Annotated in this window: 17 protein-coding genes; 3 read left to right on the forward strand and 14 right to left on the reverse strand. The window is 43.8% G+C overall.

The annotated features are described in order from the left end of the window. Positions 1 to 54 precede the first annotated feature (54 nt). Complete coding sequence (locus MKY73_RS20310) at positions 55 to 1,104, forward strand: HD-GYP domain-containing protein (RefSeq protein ID WP_339303199.1); 1,050 nt, start codon at positions 55 to 57, stop codon at positions 1,102 to 1,104. Between the two features lie 136 nt (positions 1,105 to 1,240). On the opposite strand, the gene MKY73_RS20315 is transcribed toward MKY73_RS20310, so the two are convergent. The 9 genes from MKY73_RS20315 to MKY73_RS20355 form a co-directional block, all read right to left on the reverse strand. Further along, positions 1,241 to 1,381: a hypothetical protein gene (locus tag MKY73_RS20315; protein WP_017689533.1), complete on the reverse strand. Its 141-nt coding sequence runs from the start codon at positions 1,379 to 1,381 to the stop codon at positions 1,241 to 1,243. Positions 1,382 to 1,547: 166 nt separating this feature from the next. Then, on the reverse strand, positions 1,548 to 2,258 hold the full coding sequence (locus MKY73_RS20320) for a M23 family metallopeptidase (RefSeq protein ID WP_339303201.1): 711 nt from the start codon (positions 2,256 to 2,258) through the stop codon (positions 1,548 to 1,550). Between the two features lie 315 nt (positions 2,259 to 2,573). Continuing rightward, positions 2,574 to 3,971, reverse strand: coding sequence for a Fe-S cluster assembly protein SufB (gene sufB / locus MKY73_RS20325; protein WP_339240954.1), 1,398 nt, complete (start codon positions 3,969 to 3,971; stop codon positions 2,574 to 2,576). A 20-nt stretch (positions 3,972 to 3,991) separates the two neighbouring features. Further along, positions 3,992 to 4,423 (reverse strand): Fe-S cluster assembly sulfur transfer protein SufU, encoded by a 432-nt coding sequence (gene sufU, locus MKY73_RS20330; RefSeq protein WP_017689537.1) that lies wholly within the window; start codon positions 4,421 to 4,423, stop codon positions 3,992 to 3,994. After that, a complete protein-coding gene (locus MKY73_RS20335) occupies positions 4,413 to 5,633 on the reverse strand; it encodes a cysteine desulfurase (protein ID WP_339303202.1) in 1,221 nt (406 codons plus the stop codon). Before MKY73_RS20335 ends, sufU begins: the two co-directional genes overlap by 11 nt. Then, complete coding sequence (gene sufD / locus MKY73_RS20340) at positions 5,630 to 6,934, reverse strand: Fe-S cluster assembly protein SufD (protein ID WP_339303203.1); 1,305 nt, start codon at positions 6,932 to 6,934, stop codon at positions 5,630 to 5,632. Before sufD ends, MKY73_RS20335 begins: the two co-directional genes overlap by 4 nt. A gap of 25 nt (positions 6,935 to 6,959) precedes the next feature. Then, a complete protein-coding gene (sufC, locus tag MKY73_RS20345; protein WP_062833524.1) occupies positions 6,960 to 7,742 on the reverse strand; it encodes a Fe-S cluster assembly ATPase SufC in 783 nt (260 codons plus the stop codon). 370 nt (positions 7,743 to 8,112) lie between these two features. Then, positions 8,113 to 8,688 (reverse strand): DUF1802 family protein, encoded by a 576-nt coding sequence (locus MKY73_RS20350; RefSeq protein WP_339240951.1) that lies wholly within the window; start codon positions 8,686 to 8,688, stop codon positions 8,113 to 8,115. Positions 8,689 to 8,812: 124 nt separating this feature from the next. Next, positions 8,813 to 9,274, reverse strand: a complete 462-nt coding sequence (locus MKY73_RS20355) for a Dps family protein (RefSeq protein WP_095359041.1) — start codon at positions 9,272 to 9,274, stop codon at positions 8,813 to 8,815. A 298-nt stretch (positions 9,275 to 9,572) separates the two neighbouring features. On the opposite strand from MKY73_RS20355, the gene mtnK reads away from it, so the two are divergent. Next, positions 9,573 to 10,790 (forward strand): S-methyl-5-thioribose kinase, encoded by a 1,218-nt coding sequence (gene mtnK / locus MKY73_RS20360; protein ID WP_339303204.1) that lies wholly within the window; start codon positions 9,573 to 9,575, stop codon positions 10,788 to 10,790. A gap of 24 nt (positions 10,791 to 10,814) precedes the next feature. Next, positions 10,815 to 11,888, forward strand: coding sequence for an S-methyl-5-thioribose-1-phosphate isomerase (gene mtnA / locus MKY73_RS20365; protein ID WP_339303205.1), 1,074 nt, complete (start codon positions 10,815 to 10,817; stop codon positions 11,886 to 11,888). 118 nt (positions 11,889 to 12,006) lie between these two features. Here the strand turns inward: mtnA and MKY73_RS20370 are convergent, their stop codons facing one another. From MKY73_RS20370 to MKY73_RS20390, 5 genes are all read right to left on the reverse strand, one after another. Further along, a complete protein-coding gene (locus MKY73_RS20370; protein ID WP_017689545.1) occupies positions 12,007 to 12,309 on the reverse strand; it encodes a DUF1805 domain-containing protein in 303 nt (100 codons plus the stop codon). A 318-nt stretch (positions 12,310 to 12,627) separates the two neighbouring features. After that, positions 12,628 to 12,888, reverse strand: a complete 261-nt coding sequence (locus MKY73_RS20375; RefSeq protein ID WP_339240945.1) for a hypothetical protein — start codon at positions 12,886 to 12,888, stop codon at positions 12,628 to 12,630. A gap of 146 nt (positions 12,889 to 13,034) precedes the next feature. Then, positions 13,035 to 14,981 carry a DNRLRE domain-containing protein gene (locus MKY73_RS20380; RefSeq protein ID WP_339303206.1) on the reverse strand — a complete coding sequence of 649 codons (1,947 nt, stop codon included), beginning with the start codon at positions 14,979 to 14,981 and terminating at the stop codon, positions 13,035 to 13,037. A 23-nt stretch (positions 14,982 to 15,004) separates the two neighbouring features. Next, entirely contained in the window at positions 15,005 to 16,600 is a 1,596-nt protein-coding gene (locus tag MKY73_RS20385) for a hypothetical protein (RefSeq protein ID WP_339303207.1), read from the reverse strand. 483 nt (positions 16,601 to 17,083) lie between these two features. Then, a complete protein-coding gene (locus MKY73_RS20390) occupies positions 17,084 to 18,211 on the reverse strand; it encodes a hypothetical protein (RefSeq protein ID WP_339303208.1) in 1,128 nt (375 codons plus the stop codon).

The raw sequence follows: 18,211 nt of genomic DNA on the forward strand, positions 1-18,211 counted from the left end.
CTTGTTATTATAATGATATATGTCGATATTAGTCGAGGAAAAGGTGGTTTATACGTGAGAGTGCATGTTACTGATCTCAAACCTGGCGACCTGTTAAAAAATGATGTATACAACAGTTCGGGTCTCCACATCCTGATGAAAGGTTCCACCCTCAGTGAAGATGACCTGTCCAAGCTGCTGCAACATGGAATCGATTACGCAGATGTAGAACATACAACATCCGACCTACACTCTGATGCACAAACCTTACCTTCCGATCAAACCCGTCTGTTAACTAATCTGTTTAACGATACGATCAAAGGTACTGAATCTCTATTTCAACAAGCGATGGAGAAGGGTTTTATTGATGAGACACAGGTCGATGAGATTTTGATTACCCTAACGGGACAGTTGGAAAAACAGAAAGATGTTGTCTCCTTGTTGCTTATGCTGGACGGGGATAGCGATTATACGTATAACCATTCATTGCAAGTCGGAATGCTCGCTTTTTATATCGCCGGCTGGATGGGTTATAACCCCGAGGAATGTCTAACGGTAGCCAAAGCAGGATATCTTCATGATATTGGCAAGTCCAAGATTCCTTCTGAAATGTTACATAAACCTGGTAAATTGACCACGGAAGAATTTGACGAAATGAAGAAACACACATTCTATGGGTACGATATCATTAAAGAATCCACGCAGGATGAAATTCTGGCAACGGTTGCCCTTCAGCATCATGAGCGCGAGGATGGAAGTGGTTATCCCCATGGACTGCGAGGGGAAGAGATCCACCCATATTCCCGTATAACGGCTGTAGCGGACGTTTACAGCGCCATGACGACCAATCGGGTGTATCAAACCAAACAGGAACTAATCTCTGTTCTGTGTGAACTGTACAGCCTCAGTTTCGGTCAGTTAAATGGTGAAGCCACGCAGGAACTGATCAAGCACATGTTGCCTAATTTTATCGGTAAACGGGTTCTGCTCTCCACGGGTCAGACGGGACTAATTGTAATGAATAATCCTGCAGATTACTTCCGCCCACTCGTTCAGACCTCTACGGCCTTTATTGATTTAGCGAAAGAAAGAGATATTGCTATCGTTGAGATCTATGTACAGTAACTGTTCATTGTACAAACATGCATACGAAGAACCAAAAAGTAGCTTAGATAGGCATAGCAAACTTAATATGTTGATTATGACCAAAGGGAAGCCTTAATCGGCTTCCCTTTGTGTATTTCTATTCGATCATATTGGATTACACGCAGAATGCTTTTGTGATGATAACCAACAGAATAAACAGTACCAGGATTGCACCCGTGTTAGTGAACATATTGTATCCACCAACGCCACCTACTCCGCCTACGTTGCCTCCACAGCCATATCCTACTTCGCTCATGTGATTGCCTCCTCTTCATCAGGTATACCCTAACATATGACGTTTATCGACCTAATGAACCGGGCGAAGTGGCAACATTCCACAATTGGTTGTCTGCCTGGTTCTGCCCCGAGGATTCGAACTATTCATAAAAATAAATCCTGTCGTTCCGAATGATCTATATATTCTAATCCGAATGAACCTGGATGCCTTTTTCCTTACGGTGCATGATAACAAGTAATCTCCAAAATTCATAACTGCCTTTGTCGTTCATAATAAACGGACGATAATAATCATAAGCTTGTTGCGCCCATGTGGGACAATCCATATTGGAAAGTTGCTTTTGTTGCTGAATCCATTCCCCTTGAATCTCCAGCGTCTTCTGCATGTCTTCAAATATTCTCTTCTGCTCAGCGGACATCGGCGGAGCCTCCTGTTCCTGAGTCGCAGTTCCGTATTCGGCCGCCAGATATGCAGCCGGTTCCGTCACACCATCTTCACTGGCTGTATACCCGTAAGAGGGTGTACTTGATTTACGAATCTCATAATGTACATGCGGACCAGTACTCTGACCCGTGCTTCCCTGATTACCGATCAGCTGGCCTCGCTTCACCAACTGTCCAACCTTTACGGCAATGCGAGAAAGGTGACCATAACAATGCAAGTAGCCTCGATGATCTTGAAGGGCAACTGTAAGCCCATAACCGCCGAATCCGGAGCCTGTAACTCCTTCGGAAGCAAAACGTACCCTGCCTTCCATAAAGGCATAGACAGGACCATTCCACGGCTCTGTTACGAGATCAATTCCGCGGTGAAATGTTTGTCCACCATGAATGGGATGAATGCGATAGCCGAATGAACTTGTAATCCGATATCCCTCGAAAGGGTTAACGCTCATACACTCACATCCTTTTCTATCATTACATGCTTAAATCTATGAAATGGCTTGTGCTATTGGTCTTATTTTATTACAAATAAGCACCGCTCAGACTAGGGTTAAGTCTAGCAGTATGCTTTTTTAGTCAAATTCTTTTCCCTTATATTTCGTTCTATACTAGAATCTGATCATTACTATGTACAATAAATGAACAGAACAGTATAAAAAAAAGACCGAGGAATTCACCTCGATCTTTTTTAGTATTACATGATTTAAGTTAGGTCGGATTCAGGACGAGAACGTCCCGATCTGCTGAATAATCCTTTTTAAATGGGATTAACCAATAGAGCCTTCCATTTCGAATTTGATCAATCTATTCATCTCAACGGCGTATTCCATTGGCAATTCCTTCGTGAATGGCTCAATGAAGCCCATGATGATCATTTGTGTAGCTTCTGCATCCGTCAGACCGCGGCTCATCAGGTAGAAGAGCTGATCCTCGGACACTTTGGATACCGTAGCTTCATGCTCCAGCATGATGTTATCATTCATGATTTCATTGTAAGGAATTGTATCTGATGTGGACTCATTATCGAGAATGAGTGTATCACACTTGATGTTGGATTTCGCGCCCTCAGCTTGACGTCCAAAGGAAGCCAAACCACGGTACGTTACTTTACCACCATGTTTACTGATGGATTTGGATACGATCGTAGATGTTGTATCCGGAGCCAAGTGGATCATTTTCGCACCTGCATCCTGATGCTGGTTTTTACCAGCTACAGCGATGGAGAGTACGGAACCTTTAGCTCCACGGCCTTTCAGTACAACCGCAGGATATTTCATCGTCAGTTTGGAACCGATGTTACCATCGACCCATTCCATTGTTGCATTTTCTTCTGCAACCGCACGTTTCGTAACGAGGTTGTAGATGTTTGGTGCCCAGTTTTGAATCGTTGTGTAACGAACACGAGCATTTTTCTTACAGATGATCTCAACGACCGCACTGTGCAGTGAGTTTGTGCTGTAGATCGGAGCTGTACAGCCCTCTACATAGTGAACAAAGCTGTCTTCGTCCGCAATGATAAGTGTACGCTCGAATTGCCCCATATTCTCGGAGTTGATCCGGAAGTAGGCTTGCAGAGGCACTTCACATTTAACGCCTTTAGGCACGTAGATGAAGCTTCCTCCAGACCATACCGCACTGTTCAATGCAGCAAATTTGTTATCTGCTGGCGGAATAACTGTTGCAAAATATTCACGCAGGATTTCCGGATGCTCTCTGAGAGCCGTATCCGTATCCATGAAGATTACCCCTTGGTCTTCCAATTCCTTTTGCATGTTGTGATATACAACCTCAGATTCATACTGAGCCGATACCCCTGCAAGGAATTTTTGCTCTGCTTCAGGGATACCCAATTTATCAAAGGTTTCCTTGATTTCAGAAGGGACCTCTTCCCATGTTTTCCCTTGTTTTTCAGAAGCACGAACGTAGTACTGAATATCGTTGAAATCCAATCCGTCGAGATCTCCGCCCCATTTCGGCATCGGCATCTTTTCGAATTGTTTCAAGGATTTCAGACGGAATTCCAACATCCATTCCGGTTCGTTCTTAATCCGGGAAATCTCGGTAACTACTTCTGCAGTCAGACCTTTACCGGTTTGAAAGATGGATTTGTGCTCGTCGCGGAAACCATATTTATACTCTTCCATTTCTGGTGCTTTTTTAGCCATCTTGCTCTACCTCCCTATCGTTATTGTACTTTGTTCTCTTCGTCAATCCCTTTGCGTAATGCATTCCAGGCCAGAGTGGCACATTTGATGCGTGCAGGGAACTTGTTCACACCGGATAGGGCTTCGAGATCTTCATAATCGTCGAAATCGACTTCTTCACCTTTCATCAGTGAGGAAAAACGGTTAGCGATATCGAGTGCCTGTTCCATCGTTTTGCCTTTGACAGCCTCCGTCATCATTGATGCAGAGGACATGCTGATGGAGCAGCCTTCACCCGTATATTTGGCTTCCTGAACGATTCCGTCTTTCAGCAAAATTTGCAGTGAAATCCGGTCGCCGCACGTTGGATTGTTCAAATTCACCGTGACAGCGTCATTATCAAATGTTCCGCGGTTACGCGGGTTTTTGTAGTGGTCCATTATAACACGTCTGTACAGATCATCAAGTTGCATCGCCAAAGTACTCCTTTGTCTGGATTAAGGCGCTGACAAGCCGATCTACATCTTGTTCGTTATTGTATAGATAGAAGCTGGCACGAGCTGTTGAGCTAACTTCAAGCCAGCGCATTAGCGGTTGACAGCAATGGTGTCCGGCACGAATGGCTACGCCACTCGCGTCCAGTACGGTTGCCACATCATGCGGATGAACATCCCCCAGATTAAAGGTAACAACACCCACATGCCGCTTCGCTGGACCATAGATGGTTAACCCATCGATCTCGGCCAGACGTTCTGTTGCATAAGCTGCCAGCACACTCTCATGATGTGCAATCTCATCCATACCAATCTGTTCCAGGAAATCAATGGCAGCTCCCAATCCTACCGCACCTGCGATAATCGGGGTTCCACCTTCGAACTTCCAAGGAAGCTCTTTCCAGTTGGATTCGTATAGACCCACATCATCAATCATTTCACCGCCGAACTCAATAGGCTCCATGGACTCCAGCAGCGCCTTTTTGCCGTAGAGTGCACCGATTCCGGTTGGTCCGCACATTTTATGACCGGATAATGCATAGAAATCACAGTCCAGATCCTGCACGTCCACCTTCATATGAGGTGTGCTTTGTGCGCCATCAACAACGATGACAGCACCATTGCGGTGCGCAATTTCAGCAATTTGTTTCACAGGATGGATCAGACCCATAACATTGGATACATAAGCGATTGCTACAATTTTAGTATTGTTCGTAATCGTCTTCTCGACATCAGCCAGTTCAATATGACCGTCAGGCTGAAGCGGGATGTATTTCAATGTTGCACCTGTCTCCTTGGCAACCTGCTGCCAAGGAATCAGATTACTATGGTGCTCCATTTGCGTGATAACAATTTCATCGCCTTCTTTGCAATTGGCGCGGGCATATGATGCAGCCACCAGATTCAGGGCTGTCGTTGTCCCGCGGGTAAAGATAATCTCCTGCGTACTACGTGCATTGATAAACTTGGCTACCTTCTCACGTGCGCCTTCGTAAGCGTCCGTTGCACGGCTCCCAAGGGTATGAACACCACGATGTACGTTGGAGTTCTCATACTCATAATAATGTTTGACCGCTTCAATCACAGCACGAGGCTTTTGTGAAGTTGCAGCACTATCTAAATATACGAGCGGATGTCCGTTGATTTCCTGGTGGAGGATCGGGAACTGCTCGCGAATGGACAGGTTCATTGTCCCAGCTTCTTCTCAATCAGGGACTGCAATTGGGTGCGCAGTGCTTCCAGAGGAATATCCGCCACCACCGGAGCCAGGAAGCCATAGATGATCAGGCGTTCGGCATCCGTACGGTTAATTCCGCGCGACATCAAGTAATGAATCTGCTCGGCATTGACTTGACCAACAGAAGCCGCGTGACCTGCTGTTACATCATCCTCATCAATCAGAAGGATCGGGTTAGCGTCTCCACGTGCTTTAGGGCTCAGCATCAACACTTTCTCTGTCTGCTGTCCATCAGCTTTGGTAGCGCCTTTCTCAATCTTCGTGATACCGTTGATGATTGCAGAAGCTTCTTCACGCATAACCGCACGTGTAATCATCTGACTTGGCGTATTCTTGCCGAAGTGACGAGCTTCTGTGGTGTAGTTAATTTTCTGAGAACCGGAACCTACAGCGATAACTTTGGAGTCGGAAGTTGACCCATTGCCTTTAAGCACAGTCATCGTGTTACTTGCTGTATCGCCATTGTTCATTTCACCAACGATCCACTCGATCGAAGCATCATTCTCCAAGACTGCACGACGGAATGAAACATCAGTTACATTCACACTCAGTTGATGAACCGATGCATAACGTACTTTAGCACCAGATTTTGCGAATACTTCCACAACACCATTATGGAATACAGGTGCAGACAGTTCGCCGGATACATAGTTATCCACATAAGTTACTGAGCTGTTTGCTTCGGCAACCACGAGCACGTGAGGTGCAAACGTTGCAGATGCATCATCCGTAAGCAGCACTGCTTGCAGTGGCACTTCAATTTCAACATTCTTCGGAACATACAGGAACACCCCGCCGTTCCAAAGTGCCGCATGAAGTGCAGCAAGGGAATGCTCATCTGCTTTCACTGCTGTGTTCAGATATGGTTTTACCAAATCACTGTGTTCGCGAACCGCAGTAGCCAGATCCGTGAAGATAACTCCTTTTGCCGCCAGATCAGCAGACACTTTAGAATATACCGCACCGGAATTGCGCTGGATAACCAGACTGCCTTCAGCTTGATCCTGAACCAGATCTTTGATAGAAGCAGGTACTTCTGTCAAAGAAGAAATAGCTTCACTTGCTTTATATGTTCCGTACTCGCTGACATTCCAGCGTTCGATTTTTTGTTTTTCCAGTTTAGGAAGCGCAAGCCCACTCGCAAGCTTCAAAGCTTCGAGTCGCTGTTCGGTCAACCAGCCGGGTTCATTGTTGCTTTCCGACAAGGCGCGAAGCGCTTCAGATTCAACCGGAAGAATTGTTTGTGTAGTCATTAATTAATCCTCCTCCGTTTTGTCTTTACGCTTCTTGACCTACAGTTTCGTCTGTAATTCCCAGCTCTTCCTTAACCCAGTCATATCCTTCAGCTTCCAGACGGTGTGCCAGTTCAGGTCCGCCGGATTTCACGATACGGCCTTGCATCATAACGTGTACGTAGTCAGGAGTAATGTAGTTAAGCAGGCGTTGATAGTGAGTGATGATCAAGAAACCACGATCTTCGCTCTTCATTGCATTTACGCCGTTTGCCACGATTTTAAGAGCATCGATGTCCAGACCGGAGTCAATTTCATCAAGTACTACGATTTTCGGATCAAGCAGCATCATTTGCAGAATCTCGTTACGTTTTTTCTCACCACCGGAGAAACCTTCATTCAGGTAACGGTGAGCGAACTCAGGGTTCATGTCGAGTTCTTTCATTTTACCTTCCATTTGACGAATGAACTTGATCAGGGAGATCTCGTTACCTTCGCCACGACGTGCGTTAATTGCACTACGCAAGAAGTCGGAGTTTGTAACACCAGCGATTTCACTTGGATATTGCATAGCCAAGAAAAGACCTGCACGTGCACGCTCATCTACTGCCATATCCAGTACATCTTCACCATCAAGTGTAATTGTACCGTCAGTTACTTCATATTTCGGATGGCCCATCAATGCAGAAGCCAGAGTTGATTTACCTGTTCCGTTCGGACCCATGATTGCGTGGATTTCTCCACCTTTCATTTCCAGGTTGATGCCTTTCAGGATTTCCTTACCTTCGATCGTCGCTTTCAGACCTTCAATGACGAAATTCGTAGCCATGTGTATTGTTTCCCTCCATTGATTAAATTGATGTTTGCTGTCGAAAACGAAAAAGCGCCTATTATATCTGAACAGGGCTTCCCCTGAATTTCTCTTGTACTCGAATCTTTAAAGCAAGAACACTTTAGAATAATTCTAAACTGATTCTCAATGATAATCAAGCTATTTCCTAAGAGTGTATATTCCTTGAAGGAAACATTATTCTTTCTGATTCTATAATAAATACCAGATTGAATCAAATGAGAAAACATCTTCTGCCAAGATGAACAGTGAGAAAAATCACAGAAAATCAAGCTTTTATCATATCTGCTGCACACTAATCCAAAAAAGGACTTATCCATATTATGGACAAGCCCCTTCATTAATAATATTACAATTTGAGCATCTCGTTAATCTTCTGTACCTGTTCGTCAAAATCCGCAACGTCCACCACTGGCGTCATTTCGCGCGGCACCGGACCATTCGGAATAGAAATCCATGAGCGACAGCCATTATATTCAGGCAATACGGGAATTTCCATCGGTTCTTTCAAAAGGTACACACGTAAAATCAATACATGGAGCGGATCTTTCCGTTTCCATTTCAAACGGTCTTCGGCAAAATCCGCTGTCCACATATGAAAGTCAAGAAGTCGATCCAGCATCTCCTGATCTCGTATCTCCAGATCCTGCGTTACTTCGGCATAAGCAGTAATGCGGATTGTCGAAGCTTCGGGCACCCATTCGGCCAATGATTCTTCAACAAAGGATTGATCCGAGGACTTAATCAGTTCTTTACGCTGATGTTCATAAGTCGGATACAGGTAAAACGCCGGACTTTTCAGCTCAAAATGTCGGGTTTCTTCTACAATCCCACCTTTGCGCATCACCATAATTTGGCGACCCGTTTCCAGTGCTTTGATTGCTGAGGCCCATTCTTTTAAAGCCGGTATCGTTGGTTCTAACATAAGCTGTTCCTCCCCCATCGTTCTTGTCAGCAGTATAGACGCTCAGGGCGTTTCTGACAACATGATCGGGGATCAGAAAGCTTACGAAAGAAACATACTTGTATTAGATTAAATCTTGCTTGTATTAACCCAGGAAAGAGCGAAGCATCCACATGTGTTTCTCAAGGTCAGCCTTGAAGCCTGTCAGCATATCGGATGTCGGTTGATCTTCAGCTGCTTCTGCAACTTCAATACCTTCCTGATATTCGTTCGAAAGTGTAGCAAAGTCCTCGATCAGGTTTTGCACCATTGTCTTCGCGTCTTCGCCACCAGCTGCCTCCTGGATAGAGGAAAGCTCCAAATATTCTTTCATTGTAGCTGCTGGGCTACCTTTGAGCGTAAGAATACGCTCTGCAATTTCATCCATTTGCACGGTAACTTCGTTGTAGAACTCTTCAAATTTCACATGCAATGTAAAGAAGTTAGGTCCTTTAACGTACCAGTGATAGTTATGAATTTTGACATACAATACGTTCAGGTTGGCTACCTGACGATTAAGTACTTGTTCCACCGATTTCGCTTGATCTGTTTTGTTTTTTGTAGCCATATTAATCCCATCCTTTTATTTAAAATTAGCCTGTCATGCTTTGATAAGCAGGTTGTCCCGCAATGCATAACAGAGAGTTAATAATGTGTCACCGCTTGGTAGCGGAGAGGCTCATGATCAGCGTTTTTCTCAACTGTCCGGCCTATTTGTTTTTACCCTTGAACAGGAAGTTCGAATCAGAATTAACTTGGGTTGTCTCAAAAAAAAGTTCAAAAACCGCGCCATTTCCGATATACTGACATATACCAAGCAAAGAAGTGGGTTTTCCTGTTTCTTCATATATATGGAGGTGGCACCTTTGTCCCAATATCGCCCTTTAACCCCCCAGGATGCAATTGAACTGGCCAAAACATTACCGGGTCCATTTGCGGCAGATGCAAATCTGGATTGTCACGAGATCGGCGACGGCAATCTGAATTTGGTATTCCACATCACGGATCAGAACTCCGATAAAAGTATCATTATCAAACAGGCGCTTCCTTATGCGAAAGTGGTTGGAGAATCATGGCCACTCTCTCTTGTACGTGCCCGAATTGAGCGTGAAATTCTTCAGGAAGAATACCGTCTGTGTCCAGGAATGGTACCCGAAGTGTATCATTACGATGATGACCTCGCGCTAACGGTTATGGAAGATCTGAGTGATCATGTGATCATGCGCAAAGGCCTGATCGAAGGTGTTTCCTATCCTCTTTTTGCACAGCATATTGGGGAATTCATGGCGAGAACGCTGTTCTTCACATCCGACTTGGGTATGGATCAGCAATTGAAGAAGGAACAACAGGGCAGATTCATTAACCCGGACCAATGCAAAATAACGGAAGATCTGATCTTTGATGAACCCTACCGGATCGCTGAAAAAAATAATTATGATGCTTCCATTGAAGATGAAGCTGACGCCCTTCGCACGGATGGGGAGCTCCACCTTGAAGTGGCCCTGCTGCGGGAAAAATTCCTGACACATGGTCAGGCACTGCTTCATGGAGATCTGCATACAGGCAGTATTTTTGTTACACCTGAATCGACCAAAGTCATCGATCCCGAATTTGCATTTTACGGACCCATGGGATTCGATGTGGGGGCAGTCCTTGCGAACCTGCTCTTGAATTACGCATCTCTGCCAGGACGGATTCAGGATGAGACTGCTTTGCGTGAGCGTGAAACGCTTTTGCTGAATATGGTTCGTGATGTATGGACTGAATTCGAATCCCGTTTCCGTGCCCACTGGACTAATGATCTGGTAGATCCGATGGCAAAAGTGCCAGGGTACCAGGAGCTGTATGTGCAACAATTGTTCAGAGATTCGATCGGCTTTGCAGGTACCAAAATGGTTCGTCGTATCGTGGGACTCGCTCACGTGGCGGATATAGATACCATTCCAAATGCAACTGAACGTGAACGTTCTCAGCGTAAATCATTGGCCATTGGCAAAGCGTTAATCAAAAACAATCGTCGCTTGAATACCATCGGTGAAGTACTGGATATTGTATCTACAGCGGTTACTACGACTAAGGCTTAACATAAGGAACGGAGGAACCACCCCATGACAACCCCTGAATATCAGCCGCTGTCCTCTCTGGTCTGGAAAAAGGACAAACTTGAAATGCTTGACCAGCGTCTATTGCCCGAAACCATTCTTATGCTGAAACTCTATACACCCGAGGAAGTATGGGAATCGATCCACTCCATGAAAGTACGCGGTGCTCCAGCGATTGGTATTGCTGCTGCATTTGGTGTCGTATTGGGTGCCAAATCATACGACGGAACAACTATTCAAGGCTGGCTGGATCACGTAAAATCCGTATGTGCTCATCTGGCTACTTCCCGTCCAACAGCGGTGAACCTGTTCTGGGCACTGGATCGTATGATGCAAAAAGCAAATGAGGTCGTTGAATCCGGCATAAGCCTGGAAGAGGGCAATGATGCTCTTGAAGTAGAAGCTCTGTTGATTCAGAAGGAAGACGAGGAAGTATGCCGCATGATCGGCGAGAATGCACTGCCTTTGTTCGAAGATGGTATGGGTGTACTTACTCACTGTAATGCAGGTGGACTCGCTACAGCAAAATATGGTACGGCAACTGCTCCAATGTATCTCGCACAGGAACGTGGTATTCACCTGAAAGTATTTGCAGACGAGACTCGTCCTGTACTTCAGGGTGCACGCCTGACTGCATTTGAGTTACAGCAAGCTGGCATTGACGTTACCCTGCTCTGTGATAACATGGCAGGCATGGTCATGTCCAAAGGTTGGATTCAAGCCGTTATCGTCGGAACAGACCGTGTTGCAGCGAACGGTGACGTAGCTAACAAGATCGGAACTTATAGCGTAGCCGTGCTTGCCAAGGCTCACAATATTCCGTTCTATGTAGCAAGCCCATTGTCGACGATCGACTTGTCTACTCCATCCGGAGATCTCATTCCGATTGAGGAACGTGCTGCCGAGGAAGTAACCGAAGGATTTGGCAAACGTACCGCACCGCAAGGTGTTAAAGTATTCAATCCGGCGTTCGACGTTACGCCTAATGAATATGTAACAGCTATCATCACGGAAAAAGGCGTGGTTCGCGCACCTTTCAAGGAAAACCTGGCGGCCTTGTTTGCGAAGGAAGAAGCTTAACTTAATAAAAGTATTTAAGAAGAGAGTGTCGTGTATAGCGTTGGTGCCCACGATGTGCCAGGCCAATATTACGATGCTAAAGAAGGGCTTCCCATACGGGGAGCCCTTTTGTTAGTGATTAGATCATTTTCAACAAAGCCTCTACACCCGTCATGCCAACCGTAATGCCCATGGCTTCGGCTTCTGTGGTCACCGACTCCATAGGTGCATGCAGCAACTGCTCCAGTGTACGCACACCAACCGCCCGAGCCGCAATAATTTTGCGATCCCCGAGCTTTTCATTAAGTAATCCCACATCGAGTGCTCCGCACATGATATATCCTTTGGATGTATTAATGGTCAACAACGTTGTTTTGGGCAGCTTGACTTCTACCCCAACCAGTACATGCTCTCCAACTACAATAGGCTCCATCGTCACCATAATTTCCCGATCCACCTCCTCTTCCACAGGTCACGATAATTGTATGCCTCATTCTGGATTGTCGTGTGGACACCTGCCGTGTTTGAGAAAATGTAGGTACTTATCGTTCGAATATTTTGTTGGTAATTCTTCTCGCAGACTTAGATGTAAAAGAATGCTTTCTTTGAAATATTTAAAAAAGCCACCTCAGAAATGAGGCAGCTCTCATAATAATCATTTTTAAGTGTCTAAAAGTTTATCTCGGAGTGTTTGATAACATCTAATCAGCTTCTCGAGTTAAGAAAACGAGTTAATTTAACTGGTCAAAGTGGACCTACCTTAAAACGTATGCTCATCATTCTTTAATTTCCTTATCTCCGTTAACTCTCTTCTAATTCCCAGTACACGTCTATGAAGTACACTGCGGTCTACTGATTCGGCTACCGAATTTTTGAACTTAATATCCAATGCACTTAATTGCTCCTGAGCTAGTTTCTTTTTATGTATTGGCTCTACTTGAAGATTATCAGTTCCAGACTTGATCGTCCTCAATCTCTTCTGCTTCATAATTTGTTCAAATACACTGTCCTCTTGACGCATGGTCTTCATTCCTTAATATGTGATAAACACATTGTATCATAACGAGAAGAGGACTGTTACATAATAAAGTACAGATGCTTAGAGTTGGACATGATCCTAAACGCAAAAAAAAAGAGGGCCAATGCCCTCTTTGATAGTTAACTCATTTATAAAATGTAAAAATACGCTTGATTCCCTGGACTCTTCACCATCACTGTGGTCACTAAATCACTGGCATCCCGTTTACGGATACTTGTGATCGAACCTAACTCCTCATTTGCATTAACTCTAGGTAGGACATAAGCGGCCAGATCAGGCTTGGAAATTGTCATTTCAGTAGCCACATCCACAATCTGTCTCACATCTACCGTAGACTGCATATCCTTCCACTCTCGCACCTGAAGATATCCATCCAAGTATTCTCTTTCTTTGATACTAATGTGGCCATCCATTACATCCATATACTTGACCTCAATGCTCGAAAGTACATCAGGTCTGGAGATATAGACTTGCCCAGGCTGTTCTTCCAAATAAGGAATCTCAACACTGGCTGCCCTCTCATCATGATCTAAGGCTCTGACTTGAAGAACACTATTCATATCAGGTTTATTAACCATAATCTCCGAAATCACGGTCGAATCACCGTCGTACATGACCGTTAGCGAAGAACCCAACGTTGAGTTTGCTTGTATATAACTGGAGACCTCCAATGAAGCATGAAGATCAGGTATGGATACCATTAAACTCGTATCCCGTTCATCATCGAACAGCTGTGATATCGTTAACGTACTGACCAGAGACATTTGTCTATCTACCGTAATAACTGAAGGTAAGTCAGGATGAGACACTGCGATTTCTACAGTTCTTTCGTCGTGCAGACTTGTTCTAACGGCAAGGTTACCGTCTGTATCCTTAGTTGTCCGTATAGCAGTAATGAACTGCGAATGAAGCTCGGGTTTAGAAACAGTAACCCATGTTTCCCTCTCTTTTGTCCTACTTTCAGCAATAGAAATGTTCGAATCCAGATCCGCATCTACACGTTTAGCTACAGTCAGGTCCACATCGAGATCCGGACGGCTGACCGCAATGACTTGAGGTATATCATGATGCATGTGATCCTCATAGCGGTGGACGTACAACTGAGATTTGAGCCAGTCCAGCCCAATATCACTGTGTACAACTAACGTTGAAGCTATATCCTTACGACCTGCACCATAAATAAAAACTTCACTTCCGATTTCGGTTCGACCGATGGAATAGATCTGAGAAGTAATATATTTAATCTGCAAAACAGGTGGCTTGGAAGACTCACGAGTGTTGAAATAGATCGGCGTGTTACCGCTAGACTGAATAATCATTCCAACATTTGAAAGAATACCTTCTCTCCACATTTGGAGTAATGCCATCATATCAAACTCAACATAACGTTCAGTCGTATCAATGATATAACTGGACGATAAGAGCTGTATGGACTGAGGTCTGTTCGCATACGTAATCCCGTACTCCCGCCACAATGTATCCGGCTGGTGCAGCTCAATATGTGCTCTAGGTGCCAGGGTTCCTGTGTAATACAACCTCAATTTGGCTTCTTCCAAATGTAACAGATCGGGTATTCTAGTATCCAGATCACCGAAATGTATAAACGATTCGAATTGCTCCATCTCGTCTCTGCCGATCATCATGCGCTGTGTATCACCAAAGTTGATCGTCTGCAGGTGAGTTTGACTTCGTGTGGTTGCATCAGCAACAGGCTTTAGGTCAACAGTCACACGAGGTGCTTCCAGTAATTCGTATTTGCCGTGTGCACGGTTATGTGGTCGAACGTATAGCATGCCTTCAAGATCAACTTTGGATGCCGCTTGAATGGTTGCGCTCAGATCTCCTTGCGACTTGTACATCACATATAGTGAATTGGTTAATTCCTGTGAACGTCTGACACGTACGGATACAGTAGAGACGATCTCAGATACTTTTCTTGTAGCAGCTATCAGGGTCGAAGACAGTTCTTCATCGACTTGATTGTACAGGATATACTTTGCTGCAAAACGATTTTCCGGACTTTTAATATGTATAACACTATCTAATAGAGTCTCCCCGTTATTTATTCCACTCACTTCCTGTCTCATTGTATTGAGAGCTATACACGGTCTGCTGTGACCTTCATTTCAAAATTACCATTCGGGTTCGGCTTGGCATGAATATCTGTTGCGATACGAATATAAAAATCGATGCTATCCTCCGGTTGAATCAGACCATAGGTCAGATATTCGATCGGAAGAAACGGGTCGGCCTGTCTGGATAATTGGACGTCAACACCATCCGTTTCGAATTTCTTATCCATCTCCAGGTATACATGATCCACAGCATATCCAAGCAAGTTTTTGATTCTGACTTTCTTCGTTAACGTCGTCTGTCCGGCAATAATCACCCCATAATCGAGTTGTTTCAAAATTCCGCCAAAGGTATCTGACAGAAAGTCTCCAGACTCATCCATAAACATTAATCCTGAATACGATCCGATAAACTTGGATTCCCATGAGTCTACGGCACCCCAATAATCCTGAAATTCAACCTTCAGCGTATTCTCTACGCCAAAATGTACATTTCTCTCGTCGATATTGAGTTCGATATTGAATGGAGAAGCTGCTAGTCGTGTAAAATTGCCATCCGCCGGATAATACGTTTTACCGTTCAACAACACGCGGTACTTAACCTTGCCTTGATCTGCATCATCCAGCACACCTGTAAGTTTGTTACCAGAGAAGGTCAGGTCGATTGTGGCTGTGGTGTTTAACAGTTGCAATGACATATCTCTCAATTCAACAGTATGACGCGGTGCATCAACGACCATCTTCATTTCGTCCAGCAAATAGCTGTTTTCATAATGCTTGCTGCTATCGAAGTAATAGGCGATTCGTGTTAAATCGATTAAATCCTTTTCAGGGATCGCGTTGAGTGTGTCCAGATTCATTCCTTTTCTTTTAAACAGCGTAGTATCCTTGATATCCATATTGAACCACTTGTTGAAACGGTATGTCTTCCATGTGAGCCCTGAATCGAACGAAGCAGCCATTCTTAATATACCTTCCGGGCTGTTCTCCGTTACTTTTGTAGCAATAACCTTTTTGACATCTCCATAGAGTGCTATGTCTGTTGGTTGCACAATTAATTGTTCAAACGGTAGCGCGTCATACGTCAGCATCATGTCCCGATTCCCTGCAATTACCTCTTCATCATTCGTCCACGTAACCACGTCAAAATCTCCCTCAAGTTCATCCAATGGGGAGTAGTTAGCCGTGATGTTTAGTTCCGCAGAAGTTTTGGATGGATCATCTGTGTAGTATAGAACATCCACACTATCACCCAACTCGTCGTAGAGGGTAAATGGTTCGGTTTCGATTGTAATCGTTGATTCGGTTTGAGCAGGATCATCGGTGTATTCGATGATTTTGATTTCTTTATCTTCCCATTCTTTGGCTAGGGTGAAGGGTTCGGTTTCAATGTTGAAGGATACTTCTGTTTTGGTTGGGTCGTCGGTGTAGTAGCATAGTTCCACTTCACCTTGAAGTTGTGACCATGCGGATTCAGGGATAGTTGAGATGTCGTCCATTCCAAAGTTTAAATAATCCTGCTCGGTGGGTGTACCTGAAATGACTTGCCATTGTCCGCTTGCGTAATACCTGTAAGTTGAGCTGTCTTGGACCAAATACTTATGGTCATAGACCCAATCCATGAATTCAATCTCATGGATATTGATTACCTCAGAGGTGTTATTTCTTGTTACCCGAACTCTATAGTTGAGATAGGCTTTAGTGGGAGCAATATTAAAAGTGACTTTTCTATTGCTTGCCCATGATGCGACTAGATAATCATTTCTTGTGTCAATTAGATCCCATGTAACTGCATCATTACTTGCTTCTAGAACCCAAGATCGGGGCGGTGAGTTGTTTTCCAAGCAATACATGGAGTAGCCTGCCAATTTCACAGAGGTTGGAAACCTGTAAGAAACCCATGTATTAGTGACACGATAGGTTCCGTAGAATGTACCTTGACTTCTATCAAATGCTTTATAAGCGTAGTATGCACCATTTTGACCATTATAGCTTACTAAGCCTGAAGGTGAAGTATACGATGTCATAGGTGGTACGATATTCACAAGCTTTGCCATAATCCCATCTCCTTTCTAAAATAAATAGAACAATTTCATTTAACTGATTTAAATAATTGATACTTTCTTTATTGGTACTTTGTTAGTATCGATTTTTTGTTTAAAGACTTTTTCTGACCCGATACTTTCACTATCTTTAACCAATGACCTTCTTTCGCTGAATTCATCCTCCAAATCAATAATCATTCCTTTGCTCATCCCATGTTCAATAATACTTCCTTCCGAGTTTCTCACGAAAGATATGTACCTTTCAGCTTCATACATACCCAAGTCACCAATTGCCAAAAAGTCTCCAGCCCCTTGGTTGGCAGTAACATTAATTCTATACTTCTTGAATCCAACTTTATTCTTAATCTCATAGAGACGGAACTCTTCTACAGTAAAGTTAGGCTCATTTATTCGGGTGTCAAGGATAACCCATTTCGTACCATCCCATCCTTCAAATGTCCACGTTTTTGGAGGTCTGTTGACTGGAGTTGTTCCAGATTTTATGGAATATGCAGTTATCAGTTTGGCCTGTGGAAACTCATAGCTTAACCAACCCACCAAAATTCCACTAGCAGCAACCCATCCATTTGGGTCCACAATTCTATCAAATGCTTTCCAAGGATAAAATGTTGTATAAGTCGAACTTGCATCAACAACACCTGATGGAGCAGTGTTAGATGTCATTGCAGGTATAGCATTATCTTTGTATTTATTTGTAATGCTACAGTGCTTACCGTCTGATGAAATTAAAAATTTATTAACATATATACCTATGCGAGTCCCAATTTCTTTTGTTTGACTTATTGATGTAAATATAATTTTACCAACAGAGGTATAGTTAGTTCCGTTATCACTTGAATAAAAGACTTCAATATTTGTTGCACCGCCATTATTTGAGTACGACTTGGCAACAACTTTTTTTATACCATTCGTTTCATCTGGAAATTTAAGTATAATAATACCCTTATTATTTGGAGTGTCATAAGGTACATAGCCATCACTAGGAACAAACCACTTTGCTGTGTCTGTAGCTGTAGCCCTATTGATATAATTATGAGAAACTAAATTGGAGTTATTCATTGAAATCAAATTGTTATTATTGTTAAAAAATTGTATTAGATCAAAAGTTTCATAAGTTAAGCTTCCACCTAGCGATCCCGTAACTTCTAGCTTGATGTAAATCGCCAA

The sequence above is a fragment of the Paenibacillus sp. FSL R5-0519 genome (genome assembly GCF_037974275.1).
Lineage (GTDB): Bacteria > Bacillota > Bacilli > Paenibacillales > Paenibacillaceae > Paenibacillus.

Bases quoted from the DNA above. Each gene is read 5' to 3' on its own strand.
- MKY73_RS20350 (WP_339240951.1), bottom strand. From the start codon at position 8,688: ATGTTAGAACCAACGATACCGGCTTTAAAAGAATGGGCCTCAGCAATC.
- MKY73_RS20375 (WP_339240945.1), bottom strand. From the start codon at position 12,888: ATGCGTCAAGAGGACAGTGTATTTGAACAAATTATGAAGCAGAAGAGA.
- MKY73_RS20355 (WP_095359041.1), bottom strand. From the start codon at position 9,274: ATGGCTACAAAAAACAAAACAGATCAAGCGAAATCGGTGGAACAAGTA.
- mtnA (WP_339303205.1), top strand. From the start codon at position 10,815: ATGACAACCCCTGAATATCAGCCGCTGTCCTCTCTGGTCTGGAAAAAG.
- sufD (WP_339303203.1), bottom strand. From the start codon at position 6,934: ATGACTACACAAACAATTCTTCCGGTTGAATCTGAAGCGCTTCGCGCC.
- sufB (WP_339240954.1), bottom strand. From the start codon at position 3,971: ATGGCTAAAAAAGCACCAGAAATGGAAGAGTATAAATATGGTTTCCGC.
- sufU (WP_017689537.1), bottom strand. From the start codon at position 4,423: ATGCAACTTGATGATCTGTACAGACGTGTTATAATGGACCACTACAAA.
- MKY73_RS20385 (WP_339303207.1), bottom strand. From the start codon at position 16,600: ATGGATTGGGTCTATGACCATAAGTATTTGGTCCAAGACAGCTCAACT.
- MKY73_RS20335 (WP_339303202.1), bottom strand. From the start codon at position 5,633: ATGAACCTGTCCATTCGCGAGCAGTTCCCGATCCTCCACCAGGAAATC.
- sufC (WP_062833524.1), bottom strand. From the start codon at position 7,742: ATGGCTACGAATTTCGTCATTGAAGGTCTGAAAGCGACGATCGAAGGT.
- MKY73_RS20320 (WP_339303201.1), bottom strand. From the start codon at position 2,258: ATGAGCGTTAACCCTTTCGAGGGATATCGGATTACAAGTTCATTCGGC.
- MKY73_RS20370 (WP_017689545.1), bottom strand. From the start codon at position 12,309: ATGGTGACGATGGAGCCTATTGTAGTTGGAGAGCATGTACTGGTTGGG.
- MKY73_RS20315 (WP_017689533.1), bottom strand. From the start codon at position 1,381: ATGAGCGAAGTAGGATATGGCTGTGGAGGCAACGTAGGCGGAGTAGGT.